Here is a 19,890-nt window from a genome sequence, read left to right as displayed (position 1 = left end):
CTGAAGACGGTCCGCCAGTTCCCCCACCGAGCGCGGCTCCGGAGAGGACATGACGTCCACTCGCGCTCCGAGCATGCGTCCGCGGTGAAACCGCCGCGACGTCCACCGCCAGGTTTCGTAGGGGCTCGCCATGTAGCCGGTGCTGGCCACCCACCATGAGATGCGGAAGCGTGCGTCTGGCTGCCCACCGAGATGTCCTCGATGTCGGCTGTGAACGCAACCAGAATGCAACCGGTTCACGCCGAAGAGCCGAGCCACAGTCGTGGCTCGGCTCTTCGTCTGCCTGTTCAGGCGGCTGCGGAGGATACGAGATTCGAACTCGTGAGGGGTTGCCCCCAACACGCTTTCCAACTGTCCGCGTGACTGTACGGGGGCGTTCGTGAGAGTTCACGGGCAGGTCAGACGGGGTGCGCGTACGGCAGTGAACGGGGGCGTCCGTCAGCGCACTGGACAAAGACCAGGACAACGAGCGGCTCAAAGCCCCTAGGGTCCGGAGAGTCCAATATCCCCCGGATGGTGCAGGGATTCGTGGATGATGGCCCCTGGCTCAACCGGGAATGCGGACGCTGTCGCCGGCCTTCTGATGCGTCTGGCTCGCTGTCTGCTCGCCTGCCGCGGGAGCCTCGGTTATGACCTTAACGGTATGGGTGTCAGTGCCGATGATGCGAATGAAACCAACCCAGTTGGCGTCGGCGGGGTCTGTCATACGGGCGTCGAGGGCGGGGCGGCCATCAACCGTGGTCTTCTGAATGTCGGTGGCCTTGAGGTCATCGCTGGGGTCCGCGTTGCCAAGGCTAAGGGTGAACTGAAGCTGCCCGTCGAGATCCTCCGACGGGCCAGGCCCGTCATTAACGGTGACTCTCGTGGACTCGTCAGCGGTAGTCACCGAATAGGTGCGACCGGCGTAGGTATTGGCGTCTTCGGCGAACTTCTCAACGGTGGCCTGTCCGGGAAGTTTGAAGGTGATGCCACTGGGGGAATCGGTGGTCGTCACCCATTCCGTGGCATCGGCCTGACGGTGATCGCCCTGCTCGGCCACCATCATTGTCCCGATGCTGGCGGACGGCGGCGCCGGGGCGGCGAAGGCGCTGGTGGGAAGCAGCACACCTCCTGCAGCCAGGGAAGTCGAACCGGCAAGTATCAGAAAGCGCTGCGTCAGCGAGTGGTGAGCCATAAGAATCACTCCTTGTGAAAAGTAGGGAACAGTGCGTGTCGGACGGCCCTGTCAATTCACGGACCTTTTGCGGTGGGCACATGTCCCGTCATGTCGCACCGCCAGGCTCATTTCCGGACGATGCGGGCGTCCACCTGCTCTGCGTGAACCCAGGTGCCAGTCAAGCCTCAGTGCTGGATCGCGTCATGTCCCGACATCGCGTGGTAGGAGAACTCGGGACTTGCCAGAAGGTGGTGTTCCTGATAAGGGAGCAAGCGGTAAAGGTCAACGTCATTTCGCCACCCTGGACGCCTTCGGGCAGGAGCCCGCAAAAGGTCCGACGCAGCGGACACGATGGCCAGTGCCACTGTTCACCCAGACAAGACCAGGTCCGGCTGAGAGGCCGCCGCGCTGGCCGAATTCGACGAACAGGGGATGTAAGCGCAGCTTCGGCGTTCCTCCGCGGCGGCCGACGAGGGGTCGGGTCCGGGACACGAAGGCCCTGACCGCTGAGCGGTCAGGGCCTTCGTCGTGTTCGCTTCGATCGGCCGACGCCGTCGGCCGCAGAACCTCAGAAGAGGCCCTTGTAGACCTGCCAGCCGGTACCGATCTTCACGGTCGACCCGAACGATCCGGCCCCGTTCCCGCTGTTGCGCAGCAGATCGCCGGCCGCGTTACGGGAAACCAGATCGGCCTTGCCGTCCTTGTTCAGGTCGCCGACGCCGACGAAGGCGTTGCGGCCCGTGGCCCAGTTGGTGCCGAACACCAGGGTCCGCGCCTTCAACGTGCCCGCGGCCGTGCCGTCGTACCGCCACAGCGCGTTGGCGCCGTCCACCGCCAGCAGATCGCCGAAGCCGTCACCGTTGAGGTCGCCGGCGCCGAACACCGCCCGGTACGCCTTCCAGTTCGTACCGATCCGGCCGCGCGAGGCGAGCTTGCCGGCGCCGTTGTCGGCATACAGGTACATGTCACCGGTCGACGCCTGCCGCGCGACCAGATCCGCACGGCCGTCGCCCGTCAGGTCACCGGGCGACGTGAGGACGTTGAACTGAGCCCAGGCCGTCCCCAGCGACGTGTACGCCGTCGTCGGCGTCACCGCCCTGCCGCAGCCCGGCTTGTACGCCCGCAGTTCACCGGTCGACAGCCGGAGGAGCACGTCATTGCACCGGTCGCCGTTCAGGTCCCCGAAGGGGACTACGAGCGACGAGGTCGACCAGCCCGACGCGCTGGTCGTCCCGGAGAACGTCCCCGCCCCGGAGCCGTGCTGGAACGTCAGCGCACCGCTCGCGTTCAGTGTCAGCAGATCGCCCACGCCGTCCGGCTGGGCGTTCGCTCCTGCGTGGTCCCTCCGTGCCGCGGAGACGGTTCGCGCCGGGGATTCGGCGCTCGCGCTCCCCCAGCCGCTCTTGCCGGCGGTGACGGCGACCGTGAGCTTCTTGTTCCGGAGCGAGGCGGGAACCAGGTACGTGGAGGCCGTGGCCCCCGAGATCGCCTGGCCGTCCGCCTTCCACTGGTAGGCGTACGACTCAGCGGCAGGCGCCCAAGCACCGGCGGTGGCCGTGACCTTGGCTCCCACCTGCGCGGTGCCGGTGACCGTCGGGGCGGCGGTGTTCTTCAGCGGGGCCGGCGTGACGGTGAAGCTGCCGCGCGGGTACTGGACTGCGTTGTGGGTGACGACGCTGAGGTTCCAGCTGCCCGCAGCTGCCCCCGTCAGGTCCAGGACGGCGGTCAGCGTCTTCCGGTCGGCGGAGACCGATGCGGTGGTGGACTCCACGGTCTGGCCGCCGTAGCTGATCCGTACCTTGTCGTCCTCGTGCAGGGCCGATCCCGACACGGTGACGGTCGCCTTGGTGCCGGTGACGCCGGTGGTCGGGGTGACGCCGGTGACGCCGGGTTTCTCGGTACCGCAGAGCTGCACCGCGCAGACCAGTTCGGCCTTGTAGGACGTCTGGGACGCCTTCTCGGGCAGGCCGAGGACGAAGAGGCTCGGGACGACCTCGGTGGTGTACGAGCCGGTCAGACCGCAGGAGCTGTCGCCGTTGGACACGGCGGAGCAGGTGTTGTCCAGGTCCTTCTCGTACAGGGCGGGCACGGCGGTGTCGGTCGCGCCGTTCGTGTCACTCGCCTTGACGGTGAAGATGTCCTGGTACGACGTGGGCAGTTGGGCGCAGAACGCTGTGTGCTGCTCGTCCAGCGTGCCGGTGACCGGCCCGTATCCGTACGTGACGTTCGGGACCTTCACGCACTCGGGCGCCGGTCCGGTGGCCGTGGCGATGCGCAGGGCGTCGAACCGGTACGTTCCGGCGGCCTTCAGCGTCGACGGGACGCTCAGCAGCACCTGGTACCGGGACGAGCCGGTGACCGCGCAGCTCCTGTTCCGGTAGGTGCACGTGCTGACCGGGCCCTTGGCGCCGTACGCCAGGATGTTGGCGGTGCCGAGCGGGTCGCGCACGTTGAGGTGCAGGGTGTCGGCCGGATCGGCCGTGGTGACCTGGTGGCACACCAGGGTGCCCGGCGGGCCGGTGAAGCCTGGCGTGGAGGGGCCGTTGACGGTGGTCGCCGGGGTGGGCGTGCAGCCCTTGGCGGTGGCTGTGACGTCACGGCGGATCAGGGCGTATTCGCCGGGGGCGTCACGGCCCTTGAAGAGCGCGGTGTACGCGGCCCCGGGGGTGAGGTGGCAGGTGTTCCACGTCGAGGGTGCCGCGGTCCTCAGGGAGCAGACCTGCGTGCCCGCGGCGTCGAGGATCCAGAACTCGGCGCCGTCCCTTCCGGAGACGGTCCGCATCTGGACGTTCTCGACGGCGCTGTGCTCGCCCGCCGGGATGGTCAGGCAGTACGAGAACCCGTCGGCGTCGGCGCCGGTGCGGAGCCGCGCGGACGCGGCGTCGGCGGTGAAGTCACCCGCGGGAAATGCCTGGCAGCCGCTCCCGGCCGCGTCCGTACGGTGGAACGCGACGCGGTACGCCGTGCTCCCGGAGCCGCCATCGCTGTGGGACACGAGAGCGCGGTACGGGGCCGGTCCGCCGAGAGTGCAAGAACCGCTGGCGAGGCTGGACCCGTAGCACACGGCGTCGCCTTCGGCGTCGACGACGGTGACGTCCGGCGTCGGCGCGAAGCCGCTGAACGCCGTGAGGGCGGCCATACGGGCGCCTTCCGGCAGGGGCAGGGTCAGGCAGTCCACCTCGGCGGGCGAGTTCCATGTGCCGGTGTTGACACCGAGGCCGGCGGGCTCGCAGCCGGCGGTGGACGTCCGGTCGAGGATGAGCGTCGCCCCGTCGGTCAGGATCGTGTAGTCACCGTCGGCCGGAAATGTGCACGGTGCTCCCGTGCAGACCGTGCGTCCGGCGTTGTCGTACACGAGGGTGTCGTCGCGGTACCCCGTGGACACGGCGTATACGTCATAGCGGCCGGTCGTCGAGGCCTTGAAGTTCTTGCAGCCGACGGCGGGCTCCACGACGGTCGGAGCAGAACCGTAAGCATTGACCGGCACGGTGGCGCAGCCGACCGGGTCGGACAGCCTGCGAGCCTCAAGGGTGTAAGCGGCGGGAAAGCCCTGCGTCGGCTTCGCGATGCGCACGAGTACCCGGTACGGGCCGTCGCCGGGAAGGACGCAGCCACGGCTGCCGTCCACGTTGGGGTTCGGGCAGATCAGGGCGCCGCTCTCGTCGGTGATCCACGCTTCCACGGTCAGGCTGCTCCCGTGCGGATCGAGGCTGATCCGCTCACCGGGCTTGGCCACGAGCTTGTGACACAGGATCGTGAACGGGTCGGGAGCGCTACCGGTGACGCCGGGTGAGCTGAAGGACGTGTGGATCTCTGCCCCGGCGCAGTCGGCGGTGGCGGTGCCGAGAGGGACGACGACGAGCGTGCTCGTCATGTCCTCGTCCCAGTGGTTGGGAAGCTGGATCGTGTACGTGCCCGTCCGGGGCAGATCGCACCAGCCGCTGGTGTACGAGGCCGTCTGGTTGGTGCACTCGAGCCGCTGGTCGCCGTCGTAGACCTGGGCGTAAAGGACGTCGTTGCCCGTGAGGACGCGGTGCATACCGGGTCGCTCGACATCGATCGTGAAGCAGACGGAGCTATTGGCCGGAACCGTTGTCCGGCCCATGGCCTCTGCCTTGGTGCCGCCGAGGGAGGCGAGCGGGAGAGGGGTGCAGTCTTCGGCTTCGGCGGCCCACGCGGTGCCGGCGCTCACCGGCACCAGCAGCGAGAGCAGGACGACCAACGTGGCCAGCAGTGCGGTGGCGTGCGGAGATCCGGATCTGGATCTGCCTTCCGCAGGCGGGCGGTACGACATGCAACCCCCAGGAGACATGACAAGTTCGGGAGGATGACCACCGTGGGGCCCGCATGGTTGTACGGCTTTCGGCGTCAAGTTCCAGCGCTGGCTGTACAGGGTGATGCTCGGTAGCCCTCGCTCTCGGCGACTGGACACGCGGAGGGCAGGCGACCCCTGGCACGCCTGGACAACGAACAAGCCCCGGGCCGCCGGCCTGGGGCTTCTCTTTGGAGCGGGTGACGTGAATCGAACCCGCGCTCTGAGCTTCCGAAACACCGACTTCCACGTCTGGAAGCGACTCCTTCGAAATGCGGGCGTACGAGACAGCCGTCTCCATGACGCTCGCCACACCGCCGAGACCGTCCGCCTATGGGAGCCCCCGAAGACCGACTGAGGCGGAAACTGAGACGGTCGAACGCCAGAGGGCCGGACCGCTTTCGCGGTCCGGCCCTCTGGGCTGGCGGAGGATACGAGATTCGAACTCGTGAGGGGTTGCCCCCAACACGCTTTCCAAGCGTGCGCCCTAGGCCTCTAGGCGAATCCTCCGCCGGAAACATTACATGACGGCGGGGAGTGCTCGCGAACTCGTTCCCCACCCCCACCATCAGGTACTCTGTGCGGAGCCCCTCACGTGGCGCTATCTGACTGAACTCCCCCAGGGCCGGAAGGCAGCAAGGGTAGGTCGGCTCTGGCGGGTGCGTGGGGGGCGCTTTGCGTTCCGGGGTTCGTCGGTCGCCGTGGCGGAGGCTCGGGGGTCACGGGGTCACGGGGGCGCGGGGCTTCAGGGAGCGGTGCTCTCGGCGGGCGGGCCCGGTTGTCGGTGGGCCCCGATAACCTCGTATGCGTGTCGTCCCTTGCGCTGTACCGCCGCTACCGTCCCGAGTCCTTCGCCGAGGTCATCGGGCAGGAGCATGTCACCGACCCGCTGCAGCAGGCGCTGCGGAACAACCGGGTCAATCACGCGTACCTGTTCAGCGGGCCGCGTGGATGTGGGAAGACGACCAGCGCGCGCATCCTCGCCCGGTGTCTGAACTGTGAGCAGGGGCCGACGCCGACCCCCTGCGGGGAGTGCCAGTCCTGCCGGGACCTCGCGCGCAACGGGCCGGGTTCGATCGACGTCATCGAGATCGACGCCGCGTCGCACGGTGGTGTGGACGATGCCCGTGAGCTGCGGGAGAAGGCGTTCTTCGGGCCCGCGTCGAGCCGGTACAAGATCTACATCATCGACGAGGCGCACATGGTCACCTCGGCGGGCTTCAATGCCCTGCTGAAGGTGGTCGAGGAGCCGCCGGAGCATCTCAAGTTCATCTTCGCGACGACCGAGCCCGAGAAGGTCATCGGGACGATCCGTTCGCGTACGCACCACTACCCCTTCCGGCTGGTGCCGCCCGGGACGCTCAGGGAGTACCTGGCGGAGGTGTGCGGCCGGGAGGGCATTCCCGTCGAGGACGGGGTGCTGCCGCTGGTCGTGCGCGCCGGGGCCGGGTCGGTGCGTGACTCGATGTCCGTGATGGACCAGCTGCTCGCGGGCGCGGCCGACGACGGTGTGACATACGCCATGGCGACGTCCCTCCTTGGTTATACGGACGGTTCGCTGCTCGACTCGGTCGTGGAGGCGTTCGCATCGGGCGACGGAGCCGCCGCGTTCGAGGTCGTGGACCGGGTGATCGAGGGTGGCAACGATCCGCGGCGCTTCGTCGCCGATCTGCTTGAGCGGCTGCGGGACCTGGTGATTCTCGCGGCGGTGCCGGACGCGGCGGAGAAGGGGCTCATCGACGCCCCCGTCGACGTGGTCGAGCGGATGCAGGCGCAGGCCCAGGTGTTCGGGGGTGCCGAGCTGAGCCGCGCGGCCGATCTGGTCAATGCCGGACTGACGGAGATGCGGGGCGCGACCTCGCCGCGGCTGCAGCTGGAGCTGATCTGCGCCCGGGTGCTGCTGCCTGCGGCCTTTGACGACGAGCGTTCTCTGCAGGCCCGCCTCGACCGTCTGGAGCGGGGCGCGGGAGCCGCGTTCATGGCGCAGGGGACCGGGCCCGCGATGGGGTACGTGCCGGGGCCGGAGGCACATCCGCCGATGGTGCCGGGCGGTGGCCCGGCGGCCGCGCGTGCGGCGGTACGGGGCGGGGGAGCCGCCCCCGAGCCGGTGCAGCCCCAGACCCAGCCCGTCCATACGGCGCCCGCGCAGCCCGATGTCCCGGCTGCGCCCACCCCGAGCGCCGCCCCGGAGGTGCAGGCCCCGGCCGCGACCCCGGCCGGGACCCCGGCACCGGCCCAGGAGCAGCCCGCCGCCCAGCGGCCCGGTGCCTGGCCCGGTGCCGCGAGCCCCGGTTCCGGTGCGCCCGGCGCCCAGCGGCCCGGCGCCTGGCCCTCCGCTGCCGCGCCAGGCCAGGGCCGCCCGGCGCCGGCGGCTGCCCAGGAGTCCGCTGCCCCTGCCGCGCCCGCCGCGCAGCAGCCCGTGGCGCCTGCGGTGCCGGCGGCCCCGCAGGCCGTCGCCCCGGCCGCGTCCCAGGGCGCGGCCCAGGTGCGGAACATGTGGCCGGACATCCTGGAGGCGGTCAAGAACCGCCGTCGCTTCACCTGGATCCTGCTCAGTCAGAACGCCCAGGTGGCGGGCTTCGACGGCACGACGCTCCAGGTCGGTTTCATCAATGCCGGAGCCCGCGACAACTTCGCGAGCAGCGGCAGCGAGGACGTGCTCAAGCAGGCGCTCGCCGAGCAGTTCAACGTCCAGTGGAAGATCGAGGCGATCATCGATCCGTCGGGCGGCGCGGGTCAGCCCCCGGCCACCTCCGGAGGTGGCAGCGGATTCGGCGGTGGCGGCGGATTCGGCGGCAGGCCCGGACAGGCCCAGGCGCCCTCCGCGGCGCCCGCCGCGCAGGGGACGCCTCGCCCGGCTCAGCAGGCTTCGGCCGCCCCGGCCCCCACGCAGGCCCCGCAGCCGGGACCGGCCGCCCCCGAGCCTCCGCGTACGGCGGCCCCGGCCCCGCAGTCCCAGGCATCCCAGGCCGCTCCGCAGCCCGTCGCACCCGAGGACGACATCCCGGAGGAGGACGATCCGGACCTCGTGGACTCCGCGCTCTCCGGCCACGACCTGATCGTCCGGGAGCTCGGCGCCACCGTTGTGGAGGAATACACAAACGAGTAGGTACGGGCGCTTCGGCGGCCCGCACAAGGTCACAGTCGCCGCGCGGGCTACCCTGGCTGCCGTGAAGGTCCTCGTCATCGGCGGCGGCGCCCGCGAACATGCCCTGTGCCGCGCTCTCTCCCTCGATCCCGACGTCACCGCTCTGTACTGCGCGCCCGGCAACGCCGGAATCGCGGAGGTCGCCGAGCTGTGCCCGGTCGACGCCCTCGACGGCGCCGCCGTGGCCGCGCTCGCCACCGAGCTCGAAGCGGGCCTGGTGGTCGTCGGCCCCGAGGCCCCGCTCGTCGCCGGTGTCGCCGACGCCGTACGGGCCGCGGGCATCCCCTGCTTCGGCCCGTCCCGGGAGGCGGCCCAGCTGGAGGGCTCCAAGGCCTTCGCCAAGGACGTGATGGCCGCGGCGAACGTCCCGACCGCCCGCTCCTACGTCTGCACGACGCCGGAGGAGATCGACGAGGCGCTGGACGCGTTCGGTGCTCCGTACGTCGTGAAGGACGACGGTCTTGCCGCAGGCAAGGGCGTCGTCGTGACCAGCGACCTGGAGCACGCCCGCCGGCACGCGATCTCCTGCGACCGCGTCGTCATCGAGGAATACCTGGACGGCCCCGAGGTCTCCCTCTTCGCGATCACCGACGGCGAGACGGTGCTTCCGCTGCAGCCCGCCCAGGACTTCAAGCGGGCGCTGGACGGAGACGAGGGGCCCAACACGGGTGGCATGGGTGCGTACTCGCCGCTGCCGTGGGCCGATCCCAAGCTCGTCGACGAGGTCATGGCGACCGTGCTCCAGCCCACCGTGGACGAGCTGCACCGTCGCGGTACGCCGTTCTCCGGCCTCCTGTACGCCGGTCTCGCGATCACCAGCCGTGGCGTGCGGGTCATCGAGTTCAACGCCCGTTTCGGTGACCCCGAGACCCAGGTGGTCCTTGCCCGTCTCAAGACCCCGCTCGCGAGCGTCCTCCTCAACGCGGCGCGCGGCACCCTGGACGACGAGCCCCCGCTGAACTGGCGCGACGAAGCGGCCGTCACCGTCGTCGTCGCCTCGCACAACTACCCGGACACGCCGCGGACCGGTGACCCGATCGGAGGACTGGACGCGGTCGCGGAGCAGGACGCTCCGTACGCGTACGTGCTGCACGCCGGGACCAGGAAAGACGGCGACACGATCGTCAGCGCCGGTGGCCGTGTCCTCTCGGTGACCGCGACCGGCGACGACCTCGCGCAGGCCCGCGAGCGTGCGTACGCCGCGGTGAGCCGTATTCACCTGGACGGCTCCCACCACCGCACGGACATCGCTGCGAAGGCCGCGCAGCACTGACCCGCCCAGCCGCGCGGCACCCGCCTCCGGGTGCTGCGCGGGGGTCCGGGTCCCCTCCGGCCGGAGGGACAAGCGCCCCCGGCCCCCCGGCCCCGGGGCGCAGGGACCGAGTGCCCGCCCGGGGCACAGGGCCCGGGGCACCGAAGCCCAACGGCCGCCCTCGGGGCGCCGGCCCTGAACGGCCGCCTCGATCCCCCGTCTGCCCCGCCACCCCCGTTTGCCCCGATACCCCCATCTGCCCTGCGACGTCGTCCAGCGTCCGGCCGACGTCCACTCGGCCCCCGGTCGACCGTTCGCCCGCCATGCGACCGGCGCGGCGGCCGCGCGCCCCGGCCTGTCCGACTCGCAGCCCGGGGCCTGCAAGGCCCCGCGCGCACATGTCAGCACCTTTGACCAAAGGCATTCCATCGAGTGACCGCTGCCCCATCCGGATGACGGCCGCTCACGCCCCAACTAGGGTGCGGCGCAAGCATTCCGGCACTTGGCCCACCGGCATTGCGATGTCGGCGGCGGGTGCCATGGTGGGGGAGTGAGCAACGTCGCCGCAGGGCAGAGGGGGTGAGTCCGGCCGTGTCCGGAACCGTTGTCGGTGAGGAGGCGGGCGCGCTGGCTGCGCGCTCCCGGGCCCTCGCCGTGCTGCGTGTTCGCAGCAGGGCGCTGGCTGCCGCGCTGCTGCCCGCTGCCGCAGCCGTCGTGCTGCTCGTCGGCGGAGCCACGGGCCGGATCGGCGGCGGGAGTTGGGACACCGCCCGCTGGGTGGTGACGTCCACCGCGGTGGTCGTGCTCCTGGCCGCCGCGGCCGTCGCCGCCGTGATCACCCGGGCCAGGCCGGCCGTCAGCCCGACGGTGCAGCTGGCCGAGAAGTCGGCCCCGGATCTGTACCAGCTGGTGGAGGACCTGGCCGACCGCCTGGATGTGCCGGCGCCCTCCGCGATAGCCCTCACTCCGGACTGCGACAGCTGGCTCGAGGACCGTACGCATCCGGCACACGCCCCGCGCCGTGCGGTCCGTGACGACGCGCCGGTCCTGGTCATCGGCTCCCCGTTCCTGTGGTGGATGCGGGTCGCCGAGCTGCGGGCCGTGCTCGCCCCGGTCGTCGCCGGTACGGGGCCGTCCGCGCATCCGGACATAGCCGCGGCCCGCCGCTTCGTCCGCGGTCTCGACGCCGCGGTGGGGCTCGCCGCCCATCCCGGTCCGGGCCTGATACGCCGGTTCGCCCTCGGCCTTGTCGGCCGGGTGGCCCGGCTGCTGCTGCGGGGCTGTCGCGGCCATGCCGCCGAGATGGAACGGGGGGTCGCCGCCGCCGCGTCCGAGCGTGCACAGGCTGTGGATTACGGTCTGCGGATCGTCGCCCAGGAGCAGGTCGGCCTCGCCTACGCGGGCTGGGACCGATTGCTGACCCGCGTCGCGCTGCCCGCCTGGCGGATGGGGCGATGGCCGAGCCGTCTCGACGCGGGAGTCGTCTCGGCGCTGACCGAGCTGTCCCGCCGCGACCGGCTGGCGGAGGGCTTCACGTCCCGGCTCGGTGAGCGCCCCGCCTGCGATCTGCTGGAGGAGCCGGGCGCGGTCGACGAAGCCGCGTCGCTGCTGGCCGCGCGCCTTTTCCACGGCGGCCCGGCCGAAGCCGGACCCGACTGGTCCCCGGTGGACTGGCAGCAGTACCCGGAAGAGGTCGTGGACCGGAAATGGCGTACGGAAGCGGCCCGGCTGCACCGGGTCCTCGACGCGATGGGGGTGCGTCCCGCCGCCGGTGCGGCGGCAGGCCCGACCCTTGCCCGGGTGATGGAGCACCTCTCCGGTACCGGCCCAGGCTCAGGCGCACGCACCGGCACACGTACAGGCACCGGCACCGGCACCGGAACCACCGGCACCGGAACTGGCGCCGACACGGGAACTGGCACCGGCACCCGGGGTGACGCGTCCGACGACGTGCCCCCCGGCGCGTCCGCCGATCCCTCGGGCGAAGCCCCTGGCGATGCCCTCGCCGCCGGGATCAGCGCGGACGTGGCCCGCGAAGAGGCCGCCCGCGAGTGGTCGGCCGCGCCGCCCGTCGCGGACCCAGCGGGAGGCGCCGTGGCCATCTGGGGCACGGACCCGCTGCCGCTCGTCCCGCTCCAGCCGCCCCGTACGGCCCGTGAGCTGCTCGCCGATCATGTCACCGCGATGGTCTGCTGCGCGGCCGTCGACACCGCCGGCGCCTGCCCGGGCATGGACTGGCTCGACGGCCCGGCCCTGCTGATCGGCGGTGAGCGCCGTACGGACCTGGGCGCCAGCGTGCTGAGCCTGGTCGAGGACGGCGACCCGGAGCCGCTGCGCGCATGGCTCGCGACGGCCGGGATCCGCCCCGAGAAACCCGTACGTCTGGTCTGACCACCGGTCCCGGCGACGCGCCGAGCCGTGCCTGTGCGGGCGAGCCTCCCCGCCGCTCCCGCCCCGCCCCCCTGGACCCGCCCTCCCCCTACACGTCACACGGCCCGATGCACGTCACGCGGCCCGCACACACGTCACACGGCTCCTGGACGCACACGACACGCGGAATGGAACGCTCCCTTTCACGTCAATTCGCGACGAACGGTGACGGAGTGCGTGCGTTATGTGATGTGCTTGGACCGGCGCTGACAGTCGTCGCACCAACTGGTCTCACACGCATTGGTCTCACAAGCACTGGTCTCACCAGAACTGGTCTCGGGAAGCGAGGGAGGGGCGCAGCATGGGGGCGGAAGAGATCCGGCAGGCGGAACAGATCCGACGGTGGGAATCGGGCGCCCTCGCCCACGCCGTCACCGACCCCTTCGGCCAGGGCCCCCTGCCCTGGCTGCGCGGCAGCGAGCAGTACTTCGACGACACCGGCCACGTGGTCCCCTGGTACGCGGACCCGGACCCGGCACCCGACGGCGACAAGGGCACGCGCGGCAGCAGCACGCGCGGCGAACGCGCCCGCGGCCCCCGTACCGCCGACGACGTGAACCGCCAGATCAAGGGCTTCGCGTCCACCGGCGCCGTCGCCCCGGGCGAGGCCATCGACTTCCATGTGACGGTGGACCCGCCCCAGCAGTTCTCCGTCGACGTCTACCGGATCGGGCACTACGGCGGCGACGGCGCCGCCAAGATCACCACCAGCCCGCGGCTCTCCGGCATCGTCCAGCCCGCCCCGCTCACCGCCGACCGCACGGTCTCCTGCCACCACTGGTGGCTTTCCTGGCGGCTGCAGATCCCGTCCTACTGGTCGGTCGGGGCGTACGTCGCCGTGCTCACCACCGCCGACGGCTACCGCTCGCACATCCCCTTCACCGTCCGCGACAGCCATCCGGCCGACCTGCTCCTGCTCCTCCCCGACATCACCTGGCAGGCGTACAACCTCTACCCGGAAGACGGGCGGACCGGCGCCAGCCTCTACCACGCCTGGGACGACCACGGCCGGCTCCTCGGCGAGCAGGACGCCGCGACCACGGTCTCCTTCGACCGTCCGTACGCGGGCGCGGGCCTCCCCCTCCATGTGGGGCACGCGTACGACTTCATCCGCTGGGCCGAGCGCTACGGCTACGACCTCGCGTACGCCGACGCCCGCGATCTGCACGCCGGCCTGGTCGACCCCACCCGCTACCGGGGCCTGGTCTTCCCCGGCCACGACGAGTACTGGTCGGTGCCGATGCGGCGTACCGTCGAGCTCGCCCGCGAGCATGGCACGTCCCTGGTCTTCCTCTCCGCCAACACCATGTACTGGCAGGTCGAGCTCGGTCCCTCCCCGTCCGGTATCGCCGACCGGCTGCTCACCTGCCGCAAGCGGCGCGGCCCCGGCCGCTCCGCCCTCTGGCGGGACGTCGACCGCGCCGAGCAGCAGCTGCTCGGCATCCAGTACGCGGGCCGGGTCCCCGAGCCCCACCCCATGGTGGTGCGCAACGCCGAGCACTGGCTCTGGGATGCGACGGGCGCGGATGACGGCGACGAGATCCCGGGCCTGGTCGCGGGCGAGGCCGACCGCTACTTCCCACGGACCCCGCTCCCCGAGCACCAGGGCCGCATCCTGCTCGCCCACTCGCCCTACCAGGACGGTGAGGGCACGACCCGCCACCAGGAGACGTCCCTCTACCGGGCCCCCTCCGGAGCGCTGGTCTTCGCCTCCGGCACCTTCGCCTGGTCCCCGGCCCTCGACCGCCCCGGCCATGTGGACACCCGCGTCCAGCGCGCGACCGCCAATCTGCTCGACCGGATCTGCAAGCGCGACTGACGACCCCGTCCGCGCCGGTCCGCGTCCCGTACGGGAGAATCGAAGCGCTCCTGGATCAACCTACGCGGAGGAACCGTGTCCGGATTCGTAGAAAAGCCCGAGCCGCTTCAGGTTCCGGGTCTGACCCACCTCCACACGGGCAAGGTGCGCGACCTGTACGAGACCGAGGCCGGTGACCTCGTGATGGTCGCGAGCGACCGCATGTCCGCGTACGACTGGGTGCTGCCCACCGAGATCCCCGACAAGGGGCGGGTGCTCACCCAGCTGTCCCTCTGGTGGTTCGACCTGCTCGCGGACCTCGTCCCCAACCATGTGATCTCCACCGATCTCCCGGCCGGCGCCCCGGCCGACTGGGCCGGCCGCACCCTGGTCTGCAAGGCCCTGGACATGGTGCAGGTCGAGTGCGTCGCCCGCGGATATCTCACCGGCTCGGGTCTCGTCGAGTACAACGACACCCGTACGGTCTGCGGCCTCGCGCTCCCCGAGGGGCTCGTCGACGGATCCGAGCTCCCCGCCCCGATCTTCACCCCCGCGACGAAGGCCGCCGTCGGCGACCACGACGAGAACGTGTCGTACGAGGTGGTCGCGCACCAGGTCGGCGCCGAGACCGCGGCCCTGCTGCGCCGGACGACCCTCGCGGTCTACGGCCGGGCGCGGGACATCGCCCGCGAGCGCGGGATCATCCTCGCGGACACCAAGTTCGAGTTCGGCTTCGAAGGCGACCGGCTGATCATCGCGGACGAGGTGCTGACCCCGGACTCCTCGCGCTTCTGGCCCGCCGACCAGTGGCAGCCGGGCCGTGCCCAGCCCTCGTACGACAAGCAGTACGTACGCGACTGGCTGACCTCGCCGGCCTCCGGCTGGGACCGCAAGAGCGAGCAGCCGCCGCCGGCCCTGCCGCAGGAGGTCGTGGACGCGACCCGCGCCAAGTACGTGGAGGCGTACGAGCTGCTGACCGGCACGAGCTGGTCGTAGACACGAAGAAGCCCCCGGCCGACCGGCCGGGGGCTTCTTACTCGGAGCGGACGACGAGATTCGAACTCGCGACCCTCACCTTGGCAAGGTGATGCTCTACCAACTGAGCCACGTCCGCATGCGCCGTAGCGCGGGAACCACTATACCCAACCTCGCTCACGTGCGAGACGAACTGCGGTGTGCCGGTTCTCGGCGCCCAGCTTCGAGGCCGCCGACGACAGATAGTTACGGACGGTCCCCGGGGACAGCGCGGCCCGTTCGGCGATCTCCGCGATGGGCGCGCCGTCCCCGGCCAGCTCCAGGACCTCCGCCTCGCGGGCCGTCAGGGGCGAGTCCCCGGCCGAGATCGCATCGGCCGCCAACTCCGGGTCCACATAGCGGTTTCCCCCGTGAACGGTACGGATGATCTCGGCGAGCCGCCGGGCGCTGACGGTCTTGGGCACAAAGCCGCGCACCCCGGCCGCCAGGGCCCGCTTCAGATGCCCGGGGCGGCCATGACTGGTGACGATCATGGTCCGGCACTCCGGCAGCTCGGCCCGCAGGGCTGTGGCGACACTCACACCGTCGGCGCCCGGCATCTGCAGATCGAGCACCGCGACATCGGGCCGGTGCGCCCGGGCCATGGCGAGGGCCTCGGGTCCGGAGGCGGCCTCGGCGACGACGACCAGGTCGTCCTCGAGCGCGAGCAGCGCGGCGAGCGCACCCCGGATGAGGTGCTCGTCGTCGGCGAGCAGCACCCGCACGGGAGCGGGGTTCATCGCGGCACCTCCGCGGTCAGTCGAAACATTCCGTTGCCGGTCGGGCCGGCCTCCAGGGTGCCGCCGAGCGCCGCGAGCCGCTCGCGCAGCCCGGTCAGCCCCGAGCCGCCGCCCGCCGGGGCGCGGACCGCTCCGTCGTTCTCGACGACCAGGACCGCCGCGCCCTCCGAGACGGAGAGCCGCACCGCGCAGGTGCGCGGGTCGCCGTGGCGCAGCACATTGGTTGCTGCCTCGCGCACCACCCAGCCGAGCGCCGACTGCACCTTCGGCGGCAGCCCCTCCGCGCTCCCGGCGAAGGCGCAGTCGATGCCGGCGGCCTCCAGCACGCTGCGGGCGCCGTCGAGTTCGACCTCCAGGTCCACCTCGCGATAGCCGCGCACCACTTCCCGTACCTCACGCTGCGACTCCTGGGCGATCCGCTGCACCTCCACCATCTGCGCCACGGCCTCGGGCCGGCCGCGCTGGGCCAGTTGCACGGCGAGTTCGCTCTTGAGCGCGATGACGGCGAGGTTGTGGCCGAGTACGTCGTGCATGTCGCGGCCGAACCGGAGCCGCTCCTCGGCGACCGCGAGCCGGGCCTGGATCTCCTTGGCCTCCTCCTGCTGCCACATGTTGCGCAGCGACCACGCGCTGGGCCGCACCGTGAGCAGGACCAGCCCGCCCGCGGCGAGGAGTACGGGGAACAGCGAGGCCAGCGCGGCCCCCCGCAGCCCGGCGGCGGCACAGGCCCCGACCGTCAGGGCCGCATAGACCACGCTGTGCAGGAGGAAGGTGCGCACCGGCACGAGCAGCGCGTACGGGACCATCACGGCCATCGGTACGTCGACGGCGAGCAGCAGGAGCAGCGAGTGGTCCGAGACCGCGGACAGCGCGACCAGGAGGCCGGTGGTCAGCGCGAGCAGGGCCAGCGGGGCCGACAGCCGCCGGCGCGGGAAGTCGGCCTTGCCGAGGAAGTCGTCGTACGCGGTTCCGAGGATGCGGTTGGCGACGACGCACTGGGCGGCGTTCGCCAGGAGCAGGGCGGCGGCCAGGGCCAGCGGCAGCGGGCGGTGCGGGACGTCCGCCGCGAGCGGCAGCACGCCCCAACTCAGCAGGAACAGCCAGAGCATGGCGTTGAGGGTGCCGCGCGAGTAGAGGTCGGTCTTCTCCAGCCGGCTGTGCGCCTGCCAGCGCTGCCGCCATCCCCGTATCCGGCCCAGCATCCGCCCGTTCCCCCTGATCAGCGCCGTGGCTCCCAGCGGAACCACCTCCGTACAGCAAACACTCCCAGGGCCGTCCAGACCAGCGCGACCGCCACCTGCCGGAGCGCGTCCGTGCCGCTCGCGGCTCCGGTCCAGCCGTCCCTGACCAGTGACACCACCGGGGACATCGGAAGCAGTTCGAGCACCGAGGCCAGCCGGTCCGGCATCACCTCGAGCGGCACGATCAGACCGGACCCGGCCAGCGAGCCGAGCAGCAGGGGCATCGTGGTGAGCCCCGCGGCCTCGGCGGTGCGGGTCACGGCCGCGGAGATCGCCGCGAGTACCACCGAAAGCAGGATCCCGAGGACCACGCCGAGCAGCACACGCAGCGGCGAGCGCGGCAGTTCGGCGTCGAGCAGCAGCCCGCCGCACGCCGCGAGCAGCACGCACTGCGCCAGCGCGACCAGCACGATCGGCAGTGCGGCCCCGGTGAGGATCTCCGGGTCGGTCGGCTCCCCGGCGCGCAGCCGCTTCAGGACGAGCTCCTCGCGGCGTACGACGTACAGCTGGGTCAGGGTCGTGTAGACGCCGAAGAGCAGGACCAGGCCGACCGCGGCCGGCAGCAGCACCGTCCCGGCGGACAGACCGTGCTCCGACAGTGGCATGCCCTTGACCGACTGCCGCATCGCGAAGGTCATCCCGATGGGCATCACCAGCGCCATGAACAGGGCCGTCATGTTGCGCCCCATCAGCGTCAACTCGGCCCGTCCCAGGGCGGTCAGCCGCGTCACAGCGGTGGTGGCCGCCCTCGCCTCCGCGCCACGCACGCTCTCCCCCGTCGCGCTCATCGCGCGTCCCCCTTCACACTCTGGGCGATCTCCAGGAACGCCTCTTCCAGCGAGGCCGACCTGGCCTCCAGGGCGGTCAGTTCGACGCCCTTGTCGCGGGCCCACACCAGGAGTGCGGTGGCGACCCCCTGCAGGTCGCCGGTTTCAAGGCGGACCGTCCTGCCTTGCTCCTCGTGCCCGGTCACGCCCAGCTCGGCCAGTGACGGCAGATCGCCGACGAACCAGCCCTCCGGCAGCTGGAAGGAGAGCCGCGACGGCCGCGAGGCGACCACCTCGGCCACCCGCCCCTCGGTGGCGATCCGCCCCTCGTGGAGGATGGCGAGCCGGTCGGCCAGCTCCTCGGCCTCCTCCAGGTAGTGCGTCGTGAGCAGCACAGTCGTGCCGTTGTCCCGGAGCCGGCGCACCAACTCCCAGGTGGCGTGTCGCCCTTCGGCGTCCAGGCCGGTGGTCGGCTCGTCCAGGAAGAGCACCTCGGGGGACCCGACGAGCGCCAACGCCAGGTCGAGCCGCCGCCGTTCACCCCCCGAGAGCTGCTTCACCCGTACGTCGCGGCGCACACCGAGCCCGACCATCTCCAGCGCGTCGTCGACGGGGCCGGCGCCACCGGTGCACCCGGCCCACATCCTGGCCGTCTCCCGCGCTGTCAGTTCCTTCGGGAAGCCGCCCTCCTGGAGCATCACCCCGATCCGCGGCCGGACCTTCCCCCGCTCCCGGTACGGATCGTGGCCGAGCACCCGCACGGTGCCGCCGCTCGGCTCGGCCAGGCCCTCCAGGAGTTCCACCGTCGAGGTCTTACCCGCGCCGTTCGTCCCGAGCAGCGCGAAGATCTCTCCGTGCGCCACCGAGAAGTCGATTCCGTGGACGGCCTCGAAGCCCCCCGCGTACACCCGCCGCAGCCCCTTGGCCTGGATCGCTTCAGTCATGACTTCAGCGTCCAGCCGGTCCGGCCCCGGCAGCAGTGCGCGCTGTCACCACTCCGTATGACAAATGTCAGGGGGCGTGTCCGGGCATACGACCAGGGCCCCGGTCGTGATGACCGGGGCCCTGATCCTTCTTGAGCGGACGACGAGATTCGAACTCGCGACCCTCACCTTGGCAAGGTGATGCTCTACCAACTGAGCCACGTCCGCATTGCTCCCGACCGGCTTTCACCGGGCGGTGCGTTCACCACTGTACCTGATCCACATCTGTGGTCGGTAAGCGGTGCGGAGCGGGTGACAGGAATTGCACACTGCGCCTTCCCTCTGGAAGAGGGCTGTTCTGCTACTGAACTACACCCGCACGCTCCGTGAGGTCCGGCCTTCCGGCCTCGCCCCTCGGCGTGCTCCAGACTCTAGCCCACCTGCGGGGGTGCAGTGCAACTCGGTTCACCTGGGGTGGCGTTCGCCGGCCCGTCCTGCGGGGTCTTCGGCCGCGTCCTGCGGCCGGAGCTCAGCTCGCCTGCTGGAACGCCTCGTAGACCCGCTTCGGGATCCGGCCACGCGCCGGCACGTCCATCTTGTTGGACTGCGCCCAGGCACGGACGGCCGCCGGGTCGGGGGCGACGGCGGTGTGCCGGTACTCCTTGCGTGGCCTGCCCGTGTGCTTCGACTGCTTACGGCCCGCCGCCACGTACGGGGCGAGGGCGTTGCGCAGTTTCTTTGCATTGGCGGGATTGAGGTCGATCTCGTACGACTTCCCGTCCAGGCTGAACGAAACCGTTTCCGCCGCTTCGCCGCCGTCGATGTCGTCGAAGAGTGTGACCACTACGCGCTGCGCCACGGATATCGGTCCTTTCCTGCGGTTCGCCGTGCCAAGTCAGTACAGGTCAGTGCTGACATGCGGCGATACCGGTATTCCGGCTGCTGCGGGGCAATGCTGCTTTCCGCTGTATTCCTTTGTACAGCGGTCGGCGTCGCATTGTGAAGCCCAGCCAATTGCATCCGCGTGTCCTCCGCAATGGGGCGGAGGAGTTTTTCTCTGGATTTTCACATGGGGTTCTCCGGATATCTATGCGCGTAGAATTTTCGGG

12 protein-coding genes, 4 tRNA genes and 1 other RNA gene are annotated in these 19,890 nt (G+C 71.0%); 6 read left to right on the top strand and 11 right to left on the bottom strand.

Annotation, left to right across the window (positions count from 1 at the left end):
* Positions 1–547 precede the first annotated feature (547 nt).
* The 3 genes from ACZ6ZQ_RS09825 to ACZ6ZQ_RS09815 all read right to left on the bottom strand — a co-directional run bounded on the left by ACZ6ZQ_RS09825 (position 548) and on the right by ACZ6ZQ_RS09815 (position 5,978).
* Entirely contained in the window at positions 548–1,174 is a 627-nt protein-coding gene (locus ACZ6ZQ_RS09825) for a hypothetical protein (RefSeq protein ID WP_469768030.1), read from the bottom strand.
* Between the two features lie 550 nt (positions 1,175–1,724).
* Entirely contained in the window at positions 1,725–5,450 is a 3,726-nt protein-coding gene (locus tag ACZ6ZQ_RS09820) for an FG-GAP repeat domain-containing protein (protein WP_469768029.1), read from the bottom strand.
* Between the two features lie 440 nt (positions 5,451–5,890).
* Positions 5,891–5,978 (bottom strand) — tRNA-Ser (locus ACZ6ZQ_RS09815).
* Positions 5,979–6,051: 73 nt separating this feature from the next.
* On the opposite strand from ACZ6ZQ_RS09815, the gene ffs reads away from it, so the two are divergent.
* From ffs to ACZ6ZQ_RS09785, 6 genes are all read left to right on the top strand, one after another.
* Positions 6,052–6,146, top strand: an RNA gene (ffs, locus tag ACZ6ZQ_RS09810) — signal recognition particle sRNA small type.
* A 130-nt stretch (positions 6,147–6,276) separates the two neighbouring features.
* Complete coding sequence (locus tag ACZ6ZQ_RS09805) at positions 6,277–8,577, top strand: DNA polymerase III subunit gamma and tau (protein WP_469768028.1); 2,301 nt, start codon at positions 6,277–6,279, stop codon at positions 8,575–8,577.
* 61 nt (positions 8,578–8,638) lie between these two features.
* Positions 8,639–9,889: a phosphoribosylamine--glycine ligase gene (gene purD / locus ACZ6ZQ_RS09800; RefSeq protein WP_469768027.1), complete on the top strand. Its 1,251-nt coding sequence runs from the start codon at positions 8,639–8,641 to the stop codon at positions 9,887–9,889.
* A 570-nt stretch (positions 9,890–10,459) separates the two neighbouring features.
* Entirely contained in the window at positions 10,460–12,259 is a 1,800-nt protein-coding gene (locus ACZ6ZQ_RS09795; protein ID WP_469768026.1) for a M48 family metalloprotease, read from the top strand.
* 340 nt (positions 12,260–12,599) lie between these two features.
* Positions 12,600–14,117: a N,N-dimethylformamidase beta subunit family domain-containing protein gene (locus tag ACZ6ZQ_RS09790; RefSeq protein ID WP_469768025.1), complete on the top strand. Its 1,518-nt coding sequence runs from the start codon at positions 12,600–12,602 to the stop codon at positions 14,115–14,117.
* Between the two features lie 75 nt (positions 14,118–14,192).
* Complete coding sequence (locus tag ACZ6ZQ_RS09785; protein WP_469768024.1) at positions 14,193–15,092, top strand: phosphoribosylaminoimidazolesuccinocarboxamide synthase; 900 nt, start codon at positions 14,193–14,195, stop codon at positions 15,090–15,092.
* A gap of 45 nt (positions 15,093–15,137) precedes the next feature.
* Here ACZ6ZQ_RS09785 and ACZ6ZQ_RS09780 read toward each other — a convergent pair.
* From ACZ6ZQ_RS09780 to ACZ6ZQ_RS09745, 8 genes are all read right to left on the bottom strand, one after another.
* Positions 15,138–15,210 (bottom strand) — tRNA-Gly (locus tag ACZ6ZQ_RS09780).
* Positions 15,211–15,232: 22 nt separating this feature from the next.
* Positions 15,233–15,850, bottom strand: a complete 618-nt coding sequence (locus tag ACZ6ZQ_RS09775; protein WP_469768023.1) for a response regulator — start codon at positions 15,848–15,850, stop codon at positions 15,233–15,235.
* Positions 15,847–17,097, bottom strand: coding sequence for a sensor histidine kinase (locus ACZ6ZQ_RS09770; RefSeq protein WP_469768022.1), 1,251 nt, complete (start codon positions 17,095–17,097; stop codon positions 15,847–15,849). Before ACZ6ZQ_RS09770 ends, ACZ6ZQ_RS09775 begins: the two co-directional genes overlap by 4 nt.
* Positions 17,070–17,879: an ABC transporter permease gene (locus ACZ6ZQ_RS09765; RefSeq protein WP_469768021.1), complete on the bottom strand. Its 810-nt coding sequence runs from the start codon at positions 17,877–17,879 to the stop codon at positions 17,070–17,072. The genes ACZ6ZQ_RS09770 and ACZ6ZQ_RS09765 overlap by 28 nt, the downstream gene beginning before the upstream one ends.
* Positions 17,876–18,802, bottom strand: coding sequence for an ABC transporter ATP-binding protein (locus ACZ6ZQ_RS09760; RefSeq protein ID WP_469768020.1), 927 nt, complete (start codon positions 18,800–18,802; stop codon positions 17,876–17,878). Before ACZ6ZQ_RS09760 ends, ACZ6ZQ_RS09765 begins: the two co-directional genes overlap by 4 nt.
* A gap of 134 nt (positions 18,803–18,936) precedes the next feature.
* Positions 18,937–19,009: transfer RNA gene (locus ACZ6ZQ_RS09755), tRNA-Gly, on the bottom strand.
* Positions 19,010–19,088: 79 nt separating this feature from the next.
* A tRNA-Gly gene (locus ACZ6ZQ_RS09750) sits at positions 19,089–19,160 on the bottom strand.
* Positions 19,161–19,310: 150 nt separating this feature from the next.
* Complete coding sequence (locus ACZ6ZQ_RS09745) at positions 19,311–19,640, bottom strand: histone-like nucleoid-structuring protein Lsr2 (RefSeq protein ID WP_469768019.1); 330 nt, start codon at positions 19,638–19,640, stop codon at positions 19,311–19,313.
* Positions 19,641–19,890 lie beyond the last annotated feature (250 nt).

The sequence above is a fragment of the Streptomyces sp. NPDC053673 genome (genome assembly GCF_055585225.1).
This window is presented reverse-complemented; position numbering and strand designations above follow the sequence as displayed.

Bases quoted from the DNA above. Each gene is read 5' to 3' on its own strand.
- ACZ6ZQ_RS09790 (WP_469768025.1), top strand. From the start codon at position 12,600: ATGGGGGCGGAAGAGATCCGGCAGGCGGAACAGATCCGACGGTGGGAA.
- ACZ6ZQ_RS09825 (WP_469768030.1), bottom strand. From the start codon at position 1,174: ATGGCTCACCACTCGCTGACGCAGCGCTTTCTGATACTTGCCGGTTCG.
- ACZ6ZQ_RS09820 (WP_469768029.1), bottom strand. From the start codon at position 5,450: ATGTCGTACCGCCCGCCTGCGGAAGGCAGATCCAGATCCGGATCTCCG.
- ACZ6ZQ_RS09765 (WP_469768021.1), bottom strand. From the start codon at position 17,879: ATGAGCGCGACGGGGGAGAGCGTGCGTGGCGCGGAGGCGAGGGCGGCC.
- ACZ6ZQ_RS09760 (WP_469768020.1), bottom strand. From the start codon at position 18,802: ATGACTGAAGCGATCCAGGCCAAGGGGCTGCGGCGGGTGTACGCGGGG.
- ACZ6ZQ_RS09775 (WP_469768023.1), bottom strand. From the start codon at position 15,850: ATGAACCCCGCTCCCGTGCGGGTGCTGCTCGCCGACGACGAGCACCTC.